The organism is Streptomyces malaysiensis subsp. samsunensis, assembly GCF_024519315.1.
Classification (GTDB): Bacteria; Actinomycetota; Actinomycetes; order Streptomycetales; family Streptomycetaceae; genus Streptomyces; species Streptomyces malaysiensis.
The window spans coordinates 114,525-130,143 of the sequence record NZ_JANIIC010000023.1 but is presented as its reverse complement, the minus strand read 5'-3'; the positions used below and the strand labels follow the sequence as shown (position 1 = coordinate 130,143).

The following is a 15,619-nucleotide window of genomic DNA, read 5'->3' as shown; positions in this document are numbered from 1 at the left end:
GGTTAAGAGCGCGCGGGGGGGGGGGGTTCACCGCGGGCGGGGGGCAGAGTTCGGGCTGGGGGGGCGGGGGTTTTACGGCTGGCGGGCCCCCCCGCCGTAGGCCCACACCCGGCTCGGGTCGGACTCGGCACCGATACCCGGGCGCCAGGAGGGCAGTTGCACCAGGCCCGGGTCGAGCAGTTCGAGGCCGGTGAAGAACTCCATGATCTCGGCATGGTCGCGGGCCACCAGGGCGACGGGGTCCCCGAAGCTGAGGATCTCCCAGTCCCGGTCGGTGTCGAGGGTGAAGTCACCGGTGGCGTGGGAGAGGACCAGACAGCTGCCCGGCGCGGCCCAGTCCATGAGCCGGCGGACGATGCCGACGGGGTTCTCCAGGTCCTCGATATAGTCCAGGACGAGGGTCAGCAGGATCGCGACCGGCTGCCCGGGGTCGAGCAGCCGCCGCAGCTCCTCATGGCCCAGGAGGTCGTCGGGCGAGCGGATATCGGCCTTGACCATGGTGGTGCCGGAGACGGAGAGACGGGCCTGGCCGTGGCTCGCCACGATGGGGTCGTTGTCGGCGTAGACCACACGGGTACGGGGATTCACGGCCTGGGCGATTTCATGCACATTCGGGTTCGCCGGCAATCCCGCGCCGATATCGAGGAATTGACTCATACCGGCGGAGGCGAGATGACGGACGGCGCGGTGAAGAAATCTCCGATTGGAGAGCGCGGTGTCGCGGACTTCCGGCGCGACTCCCAGAAATCGCTGGGCCTGCTCATAATCGGCGAGGTAATTGTCCTTACCGCCGACCAGATAGTTGTAGACCCTGGCCGGATTCGCCTGGCTGACGGCGAGACGGCCGTGGTCGGCCGGCCGCCACGCCCTTGTCCTGAGCCCGATGCCGGGTCCGCTGCTCTTCATCGTGAATCCCTTACCACTAGCACTGCCTCGCCTCGCCTCGCCGCGAACGGTTCCTGATCACTGCGGATGCGGAGCCGCGCCCGGACGCCAGGTGACGGTCTCACTGGGCCCCGGTTCGGCCCAGGCGACCGGGTCCCGCGCCCACAGATGGAAGGGCAGGTCGTCATCGGCGGAAACCCGGCTGAGCTGCCCCCAGGAATACCCGCCCGAGTGGGCCGCGGCGGCCTGGAGTGCCGCTTCGAGACAGGCGCGAGCGGTGCGTTCGGCCCGGCAGGTACCGCTCGGGCCGGAACCCTCCACCCCGCCGGAGAGCTGGAAGGTGCTCCAGGCGTAGAGGAGTTCGTCCTCGATACGAGGCTGATGCTGCTGGTCGACGTTCACAGGCCCTCTCCAGACGCGTCCCTACCGGGCGGCCGTAGCGATGCGTCCAGCATGGAAGAGGGTGGATCAGCGGCGGTATACCGGCGGTAAAGCGAGGGCCGCGGCGGCTCGACCGGGTCCGCCCCGGTCGAGGTCCCCGCCGCGGCCGCATCGCGTTCCGCAAGGGAAAGGCCCTGGTCACACGCGCTGTGGCGACGTGGCGTGCGAGCAGGGCGGGCCGGTCACCCGGCGAGCCAGGTCAGGACCTCCCGGTTGATCCGCTCGGGCGCCTCCAGGTGGAGGAAGTGCCCGGTGCCGTCGATCAGTTCCATGCGCGAGCCAGCGGGGAGGTGGTCCCTCGCCCTCTGGACGACATCGGCGCCGATGCAGCCGTCGTCGGTGCCGTGCAGATACAGGATGGGGGTCTCCCCGGTGCTGGTGATGGCCTCCTGCTCGGCCGCGTACGCCGCCACATGGCGGGACGGGTCGAACAGGGCCCGGTAATAGCCGATCGCGGCGGCGAGGTTGGCCGGGTCCCGCAGGCTCTCCTTGACGTGCGCGATGTCCTCGGCGGCGTCCTGGTAGCCGGGCGACCAGTCCCGCCACAGGCCGTCGATCAGGGCCATGTCGTGCGCCGCCGCACCGGCCTCGGCCAGCGGCGTCTGGAACAGGAAGATGTAGAAGGAGCGCTTGAACTGGCCGTAGTCATAGTTGAAGAAGTCGGCCAGCACCCCGCCCAGCGGCGGCACCGACATCGTGACCGCGCGCCGCCAGCGCTCGGGGGCGCTGCCGGTGGCGCCGTACGTGGCGATGGCGCCCCAGTCGTGGCCGATGAGCACGGCGTCGCCGTCGCCGCCGAACGCCTCGTGCAGCGCGTTGGCATCCGCGGCGATCGCCCCCGCCTGGTAGGCGCCGTCGGCGGGTATGCCGGTGGGCGCGTAGCCCCTCAGGAAGGGCGCGACGGCGTGGTAGCCCGCGTCCGCGAGCGCGGGGAGCAGATGACGCCAGGAGTGCGCGGAGTCCGGGAAGCCGTGCAAGCAGAGCGCCAATGGCGCATCCGCCGGGCCCGCTTCGAAATACCCGAAATCAAGTCCATTTGCGTTGATGTTCTTGAGCTCTGTCACGCCCGAGGATGCTAATGCACCGTCAGGGTGCCGTCCATGTAGGGCCGGAACGGGCTGCGCACCGGGCCGGGGAAGTGGCAGACTGCGCTATACCGTCCAGAATTTCGATGACGCACCTGAGGTGTTTTCATCGGCCGAGCCCCAGGGAGGCCCGATGACCAGCCCGAGCAGCCCCGTCGCGGACCACCGCGACGCGATGATGCATCGCGGATTCCTCTATCGCGACGAGGAGGAAGTGATCGACATCTGCGTCCCGTTCCTCCGTGAGGGCCTGGAGGCGGACGACGCCGTGGCCGTCGTCGCCGCCACCTCCAACATCGAGGCGTTGCGGGACGCCCTCGGGCAGGACGCCAAGGCGGTGCAGTTCGAGGAGGCGCTCAACTGGTACCAGCACCCGGTCAAGACCATCGCCGCCTATGACTCCTTCGTGAAGGCCGAGAAGCCGCGCCGGGTCCGGGTGATCGCCGAACCGGTGTGGCAGGGCCGTACCCCGCTCGAAGTGGTGGAGTGGGCGCGCTACGAGTCGATCGTCAACGCGGCCTTCGCCCACTCCGGCGCCCGCGCGATCTGCTGCTACGACCGGCGTCTGCTGCATCCCGAGATCCTCGTCTACGCGCGCCAGACCCACCCCGAGATCATCGACGGCCACGGGCCGGAGAAGAGCGACGCCTACACCGACCCCGGCCCGTTCAGCGCCACCTGCGACCGGCGCCCCCTGCCGTCCGCCCCGCGCGCGGCCGAGTCCGTGTCGATCGTCTCGACCGATCTGGACGCCGTGCGCGGCTTCGTCGCCGAGCGGGCGAGCCGGCACGGCATGGGCCATGACGCGCTGCGCAACATGGTCGCGGCGGTGAGCGAGGTGTCCACCACCGCGATCCGGCACGGCGGGGCCCCGGCGCGGCTGGGCACCTGGGTCCACGACGGCGATCTGGTCTGCGAGATCTCCGGCCCCGGCCACTGGTACCCGGACGCGCTGTGGGGCTTCGCCCCGCCGGCCGACTCGGTGCCCGGATTCGGGCTGTGGGGCGTCCGTATGCTGTGCGACGTCGTGCAGATGCAGGCCGACGCGGACGGCACCCTCATCCGGCTGCGCACCCGGATCTGACCTCCCCGATCGACTGGGCGGCCGCTCGGCACCGCCCCGGCCGGATGCGGCCGGGGCGGTGCCGAGCGACACTGGCGTTGAGGCCGCCAGCCGTGCCGCGGAGTGCGGGTGGACGGGCCGCCATCCGTCTGGGAGGGCAGGCGATGAACACGCCCCACCGGCGCCGGGGTGCCCAGGGCACCCCGAGGGTGCGGGATCTGCCCACCCGCATCGACGCCACCGGCACCCGACGTGAGACGGACGCGCTGGGGACCGTCGAGGTCCCGGCCGACCGGTACTGGGGCGCCCAGACCCAGCGGGCCCTGGTCCACTTCGCGATCGGTGAGGACCGTATGCCCAAGGCGGTCTACCACGCCTACGGCCATGTCAAGAAGGCCGCCGCGCTGGTCAACGGCCGGGCGGGGCGGCTGGCGGGGTGGCGGGCGGATCTGATCGCCCATGTGGCCGACGAGGTGGTCTCCGGGGCGCTGGACGACCACTTCCCGCTGTATGTGTGGCAGTCCGGATCCGGCACCCAGACCAACATGAACGTCAACGAGGTCATCAGCAATCGCGCGATCCAGCTGGTCGGCGGCGTCATGGGCAGCAAGGACCCGGTGCACCCCAACGACCACGTCAATCTGGGCCAGTCCTCCAACGACACCTTTCCCACGGCGATGCACATCGCCGCGGTGCGCATCCTGCACGACCCCCTGCTGCCGCAGGTCAGCCTGCTCCAGGAGGCCATCGCCGCCAAGTCCCGCGCATGGTACGACGTCGTCAAGACCGGCCGCACCCATCTCCAGGACGCGGTTCCGCTCTCCGTGGGGCAGGAGTGGTCCGGCTACGCGGCCCAGCTCTCCGACGCGCTGGAGCGGTTGCGGGCCACCCTGCCGGATCTGTACCAGCTCGCCATCGGTGGCACGGCCGTCGGCACCGGTCTGGGCGCCCCCGAGGGCTTCGGCCCGGCGATGGCCCGGGAGATCGCCGGGGCCACCGGCCATCCGTTCAAGGTGGCGTCCAACTCCTTCGCGGCCATCAGCGGTGTGGACGCCATGGTGGCCGCCTCCGCCGGGCTGCGGGGCCTCGCCGTCCCCCTGATGAAGATCGCCGACGATATCCGCTGGCTCGCCTCCGGCCCGCACGGCGGGGTCGGGGAACTCACACTGCCCGCGAACGAACCCGGCAGCTCCAGCATGCCCGGCAAGGTCAACCCGACGCAGTGCGAGGCCATGATGATGGTGTGCACCCAGGTGCTCTCCGACGACGGCGCGGTCGCACACGCGGGCACCCGGGGCAACTTCCAGCTCAACGCGGCCCGGCCGCTCGTCATCAGCGACTTCCTGCACTCCGCCCGCATCCTCGCCGACGCCTGCGAGAAGCTGCGCGAGTACTGCGTGGAGGGCGTCCAGCTCAACCGCGAGCGGATCGACGAGTACCTCACCCGCTCGCTGATGCTGGTCACCGCACTGGCCCCGGAGATCGGCCATGACAAGGCCGCCGCGATCGCCCGCAGGGCCGCCGTCGAGGGAACCACCCTGCGCGAGGCGGCCATCGCCAGCGGCCATATCGGCGCCGAGGACTTCGACCGCATCGTGGACCCCCGGAAGATGGCCCGCCTTCGCGACGGCTGAGCTCATCGGCGCATCCCGTGCTCGGCCAGCGGCCCCACCTCCAGACCCGCGGCCCGGCACTCCGCCACCACCACGGGCAGCGCGGCCAGCGCGGCGCGCCAGCAGCCGGTGGCCGCGGCGCGGTCGGTGTCATGCAGCAGAACGGTGGCGCCGCCGCGCAGATCGCGCCGTACGGTGGCGGCCACCGACCCCGGGGTGGCGTCCGCGGTCCAGTCGCGCCCCCAGGCCGACCAGAGGACGGGGGTGAGCCCGGCCCGTGCCGCCGCCAGCCAGCGGCCGCCGGTGAGGATGCCGTACGGCGGCCGGTACCACACCGGTGCCACGCCGGTGACCAGCCGTATCGCACGGGCGGCACGGGCGACCTCGGACGCGTCCCGGGACACCGTGGGCAGCCAGGGGCGGCTGTGGGTCCAGCCGTGGACGGCGAGCTCATGGCCCCGGCGGACGATCTCCGAGGTGGTGTGCGGGAAACGTGTCACCCCGTCCCCCAGGACGAAGAAGGTGGCACGGACGCCCAGTTCGTCCAGCACCTGGAGGAACCGCGGTGTGGTGCGCGGATCGGGTCCGTCGTCGAAGGTGAGGGCCACATGGTCGCACCGTCCGCGGCCCGCCAGGGCGGGGAAGAGGACGCGCCGCGGCCCGGGCAGCCAGGTGCCGGCCGGTGCGAGATGCGCGGCCGCCACGAGCAGCGCCGCGTTGCGCACCAGAACACCGGAGCGGTGGCGGGCGCTCATGGCGCTCCTCCACCGCCGGGGGCACTGCCATCGCCGGGTGTTCCGCCACCGCCAGGTGTTCCCCCGCCGCCAGGTGTTCCCCCGCCGCCGGGGGCACTGCCACCGTCTGCCGCTCCCCCACCGCCTGGTGCTCTCCCACCGCCGGGGGCGCTCCCACCGCCTGCCGCTCCCCCACCGCCCCGTGTTCTCCCACCGCGTGGTGTTCCGCCACCGGCGCCCAAGTCGCTCGCCCTTCCGGGGAGCGAGGTCCCGCCCTTCCGCGGCTGCTCGGGAACGGCCTGGTCCCAGGCGCCGCACATGGCGGGCGAGCGGGTCAGCCCCACGATCCCGGCCGCCATCAGCAGGATCCCGGCCACCTCGGGCACGATGCGCAGCCCCAGCTCGACGCGCTCGCCGAACAGCACCCAGCCCAGCGCGATGCTGACCAGGGCGTCGCCGAGGGTGAGCGCGGGCTGTGAGGCGGCCAGGGTGCCCGCGCGCAGAGTGCTCTGGAGCAGCAGGAAGCTCAGCAGCCCGACGACGCACACCGCGTACAGCGGCCAGTCGGTGAACACCTCGACCACTCCACCGGGGAATCGCCCGGTCATCTCCTTGATCAGCGCCGCCGTACAGGCGAAACACGCGGCGGTGGCGCTTCCGAGGGCGGCGGCGCGCGCGGCCCCGCGCAGCACCCGGGCCACCGAGATCAGGAGACCCACGGCGATGACCACCGCCACGCCCACGGGCAGCCAGCGGCCGTTCCGCGCCGTGCTGGCGCCGCTGGAGGGGTCGGCCGCCACCAGGAAGAGCGCGAGCCCGGCGGCGAGCATCGCGAACGACAGCCAGGTCCGGCCGTCCGGGCGGTGGCGGAAGACCAGACTGCCCACCACCAGGGTGAACAGCAGCTCGCTGACCAGCAGTGGCTGGACCACGGAGAGCCGTCCGACCGCCAGCGCGCCCACCTGCGCCACCGCCGACACCATCATCGCGGCCAGCCCGGCCAGCCAGAACGGGCGGCGCAGCAGCCGTGCCAGCCGCAGCAGGTTCCGCATCGGGCCCCGGGCGCCCCGCTCCTCCCGGACCTGGTCCATCGCGGCCCGCCGCTGGAGTACCGAGGCAGCGCCGTTGCCCAGGGCGGACAGCAGGGCCAGCACTACGGTCAGGACGCTCACCGGGGATCACCCGAAGCGTGCGGCCAACCGGTGGTACAGCCGTGGGGCCAGGGCCCGGACCACCGCGGGCAGCCGCATCCAGGCCGGTACGTACACCTCGTCCCGCCCGCGCTCGACGGCGTCCCAGACCGCGTCGGCGATCCGCTCGGGCGGCAGCGGACGGGGCAGCCGGCGGGTGTACGGGGTGCCGCGCCGGGCGAAGAACGGGGTGTCCACCACACCGGGGACCACATGGGTGACGCGCACACCGGCCCGGCCCAGCTCATGGCGCAGGGCGTCGGCGAAGACGCCGAGCGCCGCCTTGGCCGCGGAGTACACCGCCTCGCCGCGCACCCCGACGGTCCCGGCCACCGATCCGATCAGCACGATGTGTCCCCGCCGCTCGGCCTCCATCCGGGGCACGACCATGCGGACCAGGCGCATCGCGGCGAGCAGATCGACGCGGACCACCTGGTCGATGGCGGCGGGCGGCATCGTGGCGAAGGGGCCCGCCCAGCCCACGCCCGCCCCCGCGATCAGCAGATCCACCCGTCCGGCGGCACGGAGGGCGTCCTCCACGAGCGCCTCCGGGCCCTCCGGCGCGGCCAGGTCGACGGGGAGGGCGAGGGCCGATGTCCTGGCGGCCACGCGGTCGAGCCGTTCCCGGTGGCGGCCGCTGACCAGCAGCCGCCATCCGCCCTCGGCCGCGATCCGGTCGGCGACGGCGGCCCCGATGCCCGAGGAGGCACCGGTCACCAGCGCGACCCTGGTCCCGGTGGCGGCGGGGTGGCCGGTGTCCCGCACATGGCCGCGATCGAGGGGTGCGTCCGGGAGGGGGCGGATCATGACATCTCCCTGTCTCGCCGCCGACCGGCCGCTGGTCCTGGGTCACCGGCCGTCGAGCGCGCGGTTTGACGGCATGCGGAGCGGATACCTCCAGTGAGCCATGAGGAGCCGCGCCTCGCACCATCGGAGGTGGTCATGCACCCGCCGTCGGCACGTTTTCTCGTTGTGAGCGCCGGAATGGGGGCCGGACATGACGCGGTCGCCGCCGAGCTGGTCCGCAGGCTGGCGGACCGGGGCCAGGGGTCCGCCCGGGTGGATGTGCTGGAGTTGCTGCCGCACGGGATCGGGGCGGGGCTGCGCTCGTTCTATCGGACGACGATCCGCCGTGCCCCGACGGTGTACGAGGGCATCTACCGGGCGTTCTTCCGCCCCGGCAAGGGCCCCCGGCCGGGCAGCGCCCCGCTGGCCGCGCTCGCCGAGGGCCGGCTGCTGGCCCTGGTGGAGCGGGAGCGGCCGGACGTCGTCGTCCCGGTGTTCCATCTGGCCGCGCAGCTGACCGGCAGGCTCCGGGCGCGCGGGGCCCTGAGGGCGCCCAGCGCGGTCGTGGTGACCGATTTCGCGGTACACCGCCAGTGGCTGCACCCGGGCAACGATCTGCATCTGTGTGTCACCCCGGATGCCGCGGAGGCGGTGCGCCGGGCGCTGGGCCGTCCGGCCGTGGCCACCGGACCGGTGGTGGCGGCGCGCTTCTTCGCCCCGGCGCCGGGGGCCGCGGGGTGGCGGCGGCGCTGGGGTGCGGTCGCGCCCGGGAGGCCACCGGTGCTGCTGTCCGTGGGGGCGTGGGGAGCGGGCACCCACGTGGCGGACACGGCGCGGCTGCTGTCCGGGGCGGGGTATCTGCCGGTGGTGCTGTGCGGCCGGGACGAACGGCTGCGCGCAGAGCTGTCCCGCCTGCCGGGGGTGGCGGCCCTCGGCTGGGAGCGGGACATGCCGGGGCTGCTGGGCGCGGTACGGGCCGTGGTGGACAACGCGGCCGGTCAGACCGCGCTGGAGGCGCTGGCCACCGGGGTGCCCGTGATCGGCTACCGCCCCATCCCGGGCCATGGGCGGGAGGGCGTACGGCGGATGGCCGAGCTGGGGCTCTCGGACCGCGCACGGGACTCGTGGGAGCTGGCGCGGCTGCTCGATGTGGTCACCGAGCCCTCCGCGTGGCGGGAGCGCCGTATCGCGGCGGGCCGCCGGCTGTTCGCCGACGACGCCGCCGTCCGGCTGACCGATATGGTCGCCCGGACGGCGGCGTCGAGGTGAACGCCGCGGGGCCCGTCTTCAGGGACCCAGCGCTGCCTTTCAGGTCCCTGCCCTTCGAAGGCTCTGAGCGGATCGGCGGAAGTCGGCTGCGGTTCGGTGGCGCCCCGAAGGGGCGCGGGGAACCGCGCGACCAGCCACGACGGCGCCGCGGACGATCGACGGCAGGTCAGGGCACTTCCAGCGGAGCGCTTAGCCCGCCTTCTCGACGAACTCGGTGGTGTAGGTCTTCTTCAGGTCCACCGTGGCGTTCTTCAGGTTGGGGTTGAACGCCTTGAGGACACGCTCGACGGTCGCCGGGCCGTCCGACGGCATCACCCCGTCCTTGGTGAACATCGGCAGGGTGCTCTTGATGGCCTCCGCGTAGAGCTTCGCACCGCCCTGTGCGTAGTCGCTCGGCATCTTGGCGGCGATGTCCTCGGCCGAGTGGGTGGACATCCACTTCAGGGTCTTCACGAAGGCGTTGGCCAGCTTCTGCACCGTCTCCTTGTGGCCGTTCACCCAGTCGGTGTTCATGTAGAGCGAGGAGGACGGGTACAGGCCGCCGAGCGCCTGCTTGGAGCCCTCGGGTGTGCGCATGTCGATCAGGACCTTGCCGATCTTCTGCTCCACGATCTGGGCGACCGTCGGATCGGTCGTCATACCGCCCTGGATGGAGCCCTGCTTCAGGGCCGAGATGAAGGTCTGGCCCGCGCCGACCGCCACCGGGGTGAACTCGCTGGTCTTCACCCCGCCGTCGACCGCGAGGTACTTGGTCAGGAAGTCCGTGGACGAGCCCAGACCGGTGACCCCGAGCTTCTTGCCCTTGAAGTCCTTGGGCGACTTCATCTCGCCCGCCGCCTTGTTGGAGACCACCTCGACCTCGCCGGGGGCCTGGGCGAGCTGGACGACGGACTCCACCTGCTTGCCCTTGACCTGGAGATCGAGGGTGTGGTCGTAGAAGCCGACGACGCCCTGGACGTCGCCCGCGATCAGCGAGGTGGTGGCCTGCACCCCGGCGGGCTCGGTGAGCAGCTGGACCTTCAAGCCCTCCGACTTGAAGTAGCCGAGCCGCTGCGTGAGCATCGCGGGCATGTAGATGACCTTGTCCAGGCCACCCACCATGATCTTGACCTTGCCGTCCCCGCCCGAGTCGGAGTCACCGCCGCAGGCGGTGAGGGTGGTGAGAGCGAGCGCCGCGGCGACGGCTGCCGCGGAGAACTTGGCACTGCTGCGCATGGGTCACGTCCTTGTGAGCGGTGATGGGCTGAGAAGAGGAGGGCGGGGGCGGGGCGGGAGCCGGGGAGGGGGAGGCGGGGGACTCAGCGGTCCTCGCCCGGCTGGGCGGGCTTCCAGCGGAAGAGCCGCTTCTCCAGAAAGGTCAGCAGCCCCTCGGCGAGCAGGGCCACCACGGCGAGGATCACCATGGCGGCGTACACACCGGCGGCGTTGAAGGTGCCCTGCGAGGAGGACACCAGCAGGCCGAGCCCCTTGGTGGCGCCGATGTACTCGCCGACGATGGCGCCGATGAGGGCGAAGCCGAAGCTGACATGGAGGCTGGTGAAGATCCATGAGGTGGCGGAGGGGATCACCACCTGAAGGGTGACCTGGCGGTTGCTCGCGCCGAGGATCCGGGAGTTGGCCACCAGGTTGCGGTCGACCTCCCGGGCGCCCTGGAAGGCGTTGAAGAAGACGGGGAAGAAGACCAGGACGACGGCCGAGGCGACCTTCGAGGCCGGGCCGAGGCCGAACCAGATGAGGAAGATGGGTGCGAGCACGATACGCGGCAGTGCGTTGAGCACCTTGATGTACGGGCCGAGCACATCGGCGAGGAAGGCGATCCGGCCGAACGCGATCCCCAGGACCACACCGGCCACGACGCCGATGCCCCAGCCCAGGAGCGCCTCGTAGAGCGTGTACCAGATCTGCTCCCACAGCGAACCCTGTGCGGTGCCGTGCAGCGCCCACTGCTTGAGCTGGGCCCAGATCTTGGAGGGCATCGAGAAGTTGAAGGGGTCGATGACCTCGGCCCGGGACATCCATTCCCACAGCCCGATGACGCCGAGGAGCACCAGGGCGCGGGTGGACTGGACGAGGACGGCGCGCTTGCGGGCCGCGCGCGCCCGGGCCCTGGAGCGGTCCGTACCGGGTGTTTTGCCGAGCGCGGGGGCGGCCTTGGCGGAGAGGGTCTCAGGCATCGACGGCACCTCGCTCACGGGTGATGCGGACCTCTTCGCCGAGCGAGGACCAGATCTCCCGGTAGATCTCCACGAACCGCGGCTCCAGCCGCACCGACTCCACCTTGCGGGGCCGGGGCAGGTCGATTTCGAAGACCTCCTTGACGGTGGCCGGTCCGGCCGTCATCACCACGACCTTGTCGGCCAGGGCGATGGACTCCTCCAGATCGTGGGTGACGAAGACGACGCATGCGCCGGTCCCCGCCCACAGCTCCAGCAGTTCGTCCGACATCAGCGCACGGGTCTGCACATCGAGCGCCGAGAACGGCTCGTCCATGAGCAGGATCTCGGGGTCGTTGACGAAGGTCGACGCGAGCGCCACGCGCTTGCGCTGGCCACCCGACAGCTGATGCGGATAGCGGTCCTCGAAGGAGGAGAGGCCGACCCGGGCCAGCCACTCACGGGCCCGCTCCTTCGCCTCAGCCTTGGGCACCCCGCGGAAGCGCGGGCCGGCCATCACATTCGACAGCACGCTCCGCCAGGGGAAGACCGCGTCCTGCTGGAAGACGAAGCCCACGTTGGAGGCGATGCCGCGGACCGGCTCACCGGCCACCAGCACCTCGCCTTCGGTGGGCTCCTCCAACCCGCTGACCAGCGTCAGTGTCGTGGACTTGCCGCAACCGGTGGGCCCGACGACGGCGACGAACTCACCGTGCCCGACGGTCAGGTCGAGATCCCTGACCGCTGTGTGGAGGGCCCCGGACGGAGTCCGGAACGCCTTGCTCGTTCCCCGCAACTCGATGGCGGGGCTGGTGTGGCTGCTCATGGCCGGGAGGCTAGGAGTGACCCGGGCCACAGCGGCAGTCTTGTGAGCACAACCCGCCCTTGCGCTCACAAACCCCGTTCTGCTCGTTTTGCTCGCGCCCGCGCAACGAAAACGCTACGGAGACTGGGCATACGCCCCGGGCGCCTTTACGGTGCGTTCACAGCACCATAAACGGACGAAGTAATACCGCTCGCGCACGGGACCGCGGGACGGGAGACAGGGGGCCTGTCATGCGTATCCGATGGCCTCGGCGTGTCTCCGGCCAGGTACTCGCCGCGCAGCTGTCCATCACCGCCGGGGTGATGGTGCTGGCGACCGCGCTGTTCCTGGCCCCGCTCAGCTCCGAGATCGACAACCAGGCGATGCACCAGGCGCTCGCCATCGCCCAGACCACCGCGGCCGATCCGGACATCGCCCGGGACCTCGCCGCCACCGAGCCCACCCCGAAGGGTCCGGTGCAGCGGGCGGCGGAGCGGATCCGCCGGGCCACCGGGGCGCTGTACATCGTGGTGATGGACTCCCGGGGCGTGCGCTGGTCGCACACCACCACCGCCCGGATCGGCGAACATGTCTCCACCGATCCGCGCGAGGCGCTCTCGGGCCGGGAGGTCCTCCAGATCGATGTGGGCACGCTCGGCCGCTCGGCCCGCGCCAAGGTGCCGCTGCACGCCCGGGACGGACGGATCATCGGGGCGGTGTCGGTGGGCATCGGCTACGGCAGCGTGCGCGACCAGCTGCTGGCGGCGGTGCCCCGGCTCCTGCTGTACGCGGGAGCGGCGCTCGGAGTGGGTGTCCTGGCGGCGATCGCCGTCTCGCGCCGTCTGCGCCGCCGTACCCACGGTGTCGCGTTCGCCGATATCTCGGCGCTGCTCGACGAGCGGGAGGCGATGCTGCACGGCATCCGCGAAGGCGTCGTGGCCTTCGACCGGCAGGGCCGGATCCGCCTGGTCAACGACGAGGCCGGACGGCTGCTCGGGATCCTCCCGAACGCCACCGGCCACACCCTGGAGGAGTCCCTGCCGCCGGGCCGTACCACCGATGTGCTGGCGGGGCGGGTGGACGGCGCGGATCTGCTGACCGTCAGCGGCGGCCGGGTGCTGGTCGCCAACCGCATGCCGACCAAGGACGGCGGGGCGGTCGCCACGCTGCGCGACCGCACCGAGCTGGAGTTGCTGGGCCGCGAGCTGGACAGCACCCGTGGCCTGCTGGACGCGCTGCGCGCCCAGGACCACGAACACGCCAACCGGCTGCACACCCTGCTGGGGCTGCTGGAGCTCGGACTGCACGAGCGGGCGGCGCAGTTCGTGGCCGAGCTCACCAACGCCCGGCGCGCCTCGGCCGAGCAGATCTCCGAACGGGTGCACGATCCGCTGCTGTCGGCGCTGCTGGTCGGCAAGTCGGCCATCGTGGCCGAGCGCGGGGTCGCCCTGCGCATCTCGCCTTCGACCCTGCTGCCCGCGCGGGTGGTCGATCCGCGCGATCTGGTGACCGTGCTCGGCAACCTCATCGACAACGCGCTGGAGGCCGTGGCCGCACACCCCTCCCCCACTCCGTCCATCGAGGTCGAGCTGAGGGCCGAGGGCACCACCGCCGTGCTGCGGGTGAGCGACACCGGCCCGGGGGTGCCACCGGGGATGCGCGAACAGATCTTCACCGAGGGCTGGTCCACCAAACCGCCCGCCCTCCCCAGCTCCCCGGAGGCCGCCCCCGGTGCCCACGAGGGGTCCGCCACCGTGTCGCCGCGCGGCCGGGGCATCGGGCTGGCCCTGGTACGGCGGCTGGCCGAGCGTTACGGAGGGATGGCCCGGGTCACCGCCCGGGCCGGTGGCGGGGCGGTGTTCACCGTCGTCCTGCCCGAGGCCCTCACCGGGAACGACACACCCACTCATGAGTTCACCGCAGCAGGAGAGTCACGATGATCGACGTTCTTGTCGTGGACGACGACTTCCACGTCGCCGAGATCAACGCTGCGTATGTGGCCCAGGTGCCCGGCTACCGGGTCACCGCCCGCGCCCATACCGCCGCCCAGGCCCTCGCCACCCTCGAACGCACCCCGGTCGACCTCGTACTGCTCGACCACTATCTGCCGGACGAGACCGGGCTGACACTGGTGCGGCGGATGCGCCAGCTGGGCCACCACGCCGACGTCATCATGGTGACGGCGGCGTGTGATGTGACCACCGTCCAGGCCGCGATGCGCCATGGCGCGTTGCAGTACCTGGTCAAGCCGTTCAGCTTCGCCGGGCTGCGGGGCAAGCTGGACGCCTACGCGGGACTGCGCCGCACCCTCGAGGACGTCGGCGGGCGCGGCGAGACCGGCCAGGAGAGGGTGGACCGGATCTTCGGCGCCTTCGCGGCCGCCGACACCTCCGGTCCCTCCCTCCCCAAGGGCCACTCCGCGCCCACCGTCGACCTCATACGCCGGGTCCTGGACAAGGCCGACCATCCGCTCTCCGCCCATGAAGTGGCGGAGCGCACCGGTATCAGCCGCTCCACGGCCCAGCGCTATCTGAAGTACCTCGAGCATGCGGGCCGTATCAGCCTCACCCTCAAGTACGGGGACACCGGCCGTCCCGAACACCGCTACACATGGGTGGCGGTGAACTGACGGCACTCAGCTCGTGGCCGTGGCCTCGTACAGGCCACGGCCGGAGCGCTGGGCCCGGTCCGAGGAGCGCAGCCGCTCGAGGGTGTTGCGCACCGAGTTCACATTGGTGCGGGTCTCGTCGCGGCCCAGGGCCTCGTTGACCTCCTGGGCGCGCATGGGACGGCCGGCCTTGCGCAGCGCGTTCAGCACGCTGTCGGCGAGCCCCGTGGAGCGCTCGGAGGTGGTGGCCGTCTCCTTGGCGGCGGTCTCCTTGGTGGCCTTCTCCGCGGCCTTGGTGTTCTTGGCGGGCTTCGCGGTGGCCTTCACCGTGGCCTTGGTGGACTTGGGAGCCTTCGCCGCGGTCTTCGCGGCGGTCTTCTTGGCGGCGGCGGTCTTCTTGGCCGCCGTCTTGGTGGCCCGTCCCGTGGCCGGCGCCTTGCCCGCCTTGCCCCTGCTGCGCTGGCGGCCGATGGCGGCCTTGCGGGTGGCGGCGGAGGTACGGCCGGTGGCGGCCGTGTCCTCGGTGGACTCCGGCTCGGCCTCGGCCGTGGCCTCGGCGGCGGGCTCCGCGGCCGGCTCGGCCGGGGTGGCCTCGGCCACAGGCGCCGCCACCGCGGCCGCGGCACCGTTGCCCGCCTGCTCCGGCACCGCGGAGGTGGAGAGCGCCTGAAGGCTGCTCAGGGCGGTGCTGACCGCCTCCAGCCGCTTGGTGACGGCCTCCAAATCACCCTTGAGGGCCTCCTGTTGCTTCTGGAGATGGGGGAGTTCGGCCTCCAGCACCTCGATGGTCGAACCCACACTGTTGTCCGCGCTCAACGCGTTCACTTCACTTCGTCCCCTTTCTGGGCGTCTGCGCCCATCGCAGCAGCGATTATGCCTGCTGTTCAGACGGTGCGGTGCCCTGTGTGCCACTACGCAAAACAACCACACGTGTCTCAGCACCCCATGAGAGGCCAACTTTCGGCGAAAACACACGTCTGTCACATG

15 protein-coding genes are annotated in these 15,619 nt (G+C 71.8%); 5 read left to right on the top strand and 10 right to left on the bottom strand.

Going from position 1 to position 15,619, the window contains the following annotated elements; all coding sequences use genetic code 11:
• Positions 1-72 precede the first annotated feature (72 nt).
• The 3 genes from NQU54_RS20795 to NQU54_RS20785 form a co-directional block, all read right to left on the bottom strand.
• On the bottom strand, positions 73-906 hold the full coding sequence (locus NQU54_RS20795; RefSeq protein ID WP_257632364.1) for an SAM-dependent methyltransferase: 834 nt from the start codon (positions 904-906) through the stop codon (positions 73-75).
• 57 nt (positions 907-963) lie between these two features.
• Positions 964-1,287 carry a hypothetical protein gene (locus NQU54_RS20790; protein ID WP_257632363.1) on the bottom strand — a complete coding sequence of 108 codons (324 nt, stop codon included), beginning with the start codon at positions 1,285-1,287 and terminating at the stop codon, positions 964-966.
• A gap of 221 nt (positions 1,288-1,508) precedes the next feature.
• Positions 1,509-2,390, bottom strand: coding sequence for an alpha/beta fold hydrolase (locus tag NQU54_RS20785; RefSeq protein ID WP_257632362.1), 882 nt, complete (start codon positions 2,388-2,390; stop codon positions 1,509-1,511).
• Between the two features lie 154 nt (positions 2,391-2,544).
• On the opposite strand from NQU54_RS20785, the gene NQU54_RS20780 reads away from it, so the two are divergent.
• Both NQU54_RS20780 and NQU54_RS20775 read left to right on the top strand, forming a co-directional pair.
• A complete protein-coding gene (locus NQU54_RS20780; RefSeq protein WP_257632361.1) occupies positions 2,545-3,495 on the top strand; it encodes an anti-sigma factor RsbA family regulatory protein in 951 nt (316 codons plus the stop codon).
• Positions 3,496-3,638: 143 nt separating this feature from the next.
• Complete coding sequence (locus NQU54_RS20775) at positions 3,639-5,108, top strand: class II fumarate hydratase (RefSeq protein WP_257632360.1); 1,470 nt, start codon at positions 3,639-3,641, stop codon at positions 5,106-5,108.
• Between the two features lie 2 nt (positions 5,109-5,110).
• Here the strand turns inward: NQU54_RS20775 and NQU54_RS20770 are convergent, their stop codons facing one another.
• The 3 genes from NQU54_RS20770 to NQU54_RS20760 are packed head-to-tail and all read right to left on the bottom strand — an operon-like array spanning position 5,111 to position 7,818.
• Positions 5,111-5,842 carry a polysaccharide deacetylase family protein gene (locus NQU54_RS20770; protein ID WP_257632359.1) on the bottom strand — a complete coding sequence of 244 codons (732 nt, stop codon included), beginning with the start codon at positions 5,840-5,842 and terminating at the stop codon, positions 5,111-5,113.
• Positions 5,839-6,993: a DMT family transporter gene (locus tag NQU54_RS20765; RefSeq protein ID WP_372505966.1), complete on the bottom strand. Its 1,155-nt coding sequence runs from the start codon at positions 6,991-6,993 to the stop codon at positions 5,839-5,841. Before NQU54_RS20765 ends, NQU54_RS20770 begins: the two co-directional genes overlap by 4 nt.
• Before the next feature lie 6 nt (positions 6,994-6,999).
• Positions 7,000-7,818, bottom strand: a complete 819-nt coding sequence (locus NQU54_RS20760) for an SDR family NAD(P)-dependent oxidoreductase (RefSeq protein WP_257632358.1) — start codon at positions 7,816-7,818, stop codon at positions 7,000-7,002.
• Positions 7,819-7,953: 135 nt separating this feature from the next.
• On the opposite strand from NQU54_RS20760, the gene NQU54_RS20755 reads away from it, so the two are divergent.
• Complete coding sequence (locus NQU54_RS20755) at positions 7,954-9,066, top strand: MGDG synthase family glycosyltransferase (RefSeq protein ID WP_257632357.1); 1,113 nt, start codon at positions 7,954-7,956, stop codon at positions 9,064-9,066.
• A 189-nt stretch (positions 9,067-9,255) separates the two neighbouring features.
• On the opposite strand, the gene NQU54_RS20750 is transcribed toward NQU54_RS20755, so the two are convergent.
• The 3 genes from NQU54_RS20750 to NQU54_RS20740 form a co-directional block, all read right to left on the bottom strand.
• Positions 9,256-10,281 (bottom strand): ABC transporter substrate-binding protein, encoded by a 1,026-nt coding sequence (locus NQU54_RS20750; protein ID WP_069862236.1) that lies wholly within the window; start codon positions 10,279-10,281, stop codon positions 9,256-9,258.
• Between the two features lie 83 nt (positions 10,282-10,364).
• Entirely contained in the window at positions 10,365-11,240 is an 876-nt protein-coding gene (locus NQU54_RS20745) for an ABC transporter permease (RefSeq protein ID WP_257632356.1), read from the bottom strand.
• Positions 11,233-12,045, bottom strand: coding sequence for an ABC transporter ATP-binding protein (locus tag NQU54_RS20740; protein ID WP_069862229.1), 813 nt, complete (start codon positions 12,043-12,045; stop codon positions 11,233-11,235). Before NQU54_RS20740 ends, NQU54_RS20745 begins: the two co-directional genes overlap by 8 nt.
• Before the next feature lie 230 nt (positions 12,046-12,275).
• Here NQU54_RS20740 and NQU54_RS20735 point away from each other — a divergent pair, with 230 nt between their 5' ends.
• Together NQU54_RS20735 and NQU54_RS20730 are read left to right on the top strand one after the other, a co-directional pair.
• Complete coding sequence (locus NQU54_RS20735; RefSeq protein WP_257632355.1) at positions 12,276-13,964, top strand: ATP-binding protein; 1,689 nt, start codon at positions 12,276-12,278, stop codon at positions 13,962-13,964.
• Positions 13,961-14,653, top strand: a complete 693-nt coding sequence (locus NQU54_RS20730; protein WP_167499894.1) for a response regulator — start codon at positions 13,961-13,963, stop codon at positions 14,651-14,653. Before NQU54_RS20735 ends, NQU54_RS20730 begins: the two co-directional genes overlap by 4 nt.
• Before the next feature lie 6 nt (positions 14,654-14,659).
• Here NQU54_RS20730 and NQU54_RS20725 read toward each other — a convergent pair whose 3' ends face one another.
• Positions 14,660-15,457: a prephenate dehydrogenase gene (locus NQU54_RS20725; RefSeq protein WP_257632354.1), complete on the bottom strand. Its 798-nt coding sequence runs from the start codon at positions 15,455-15,457 to the stop codon at positions 14,660-14,662.
• Positions 15,458-15,619 lie beyond the last annotated feature (162 nt).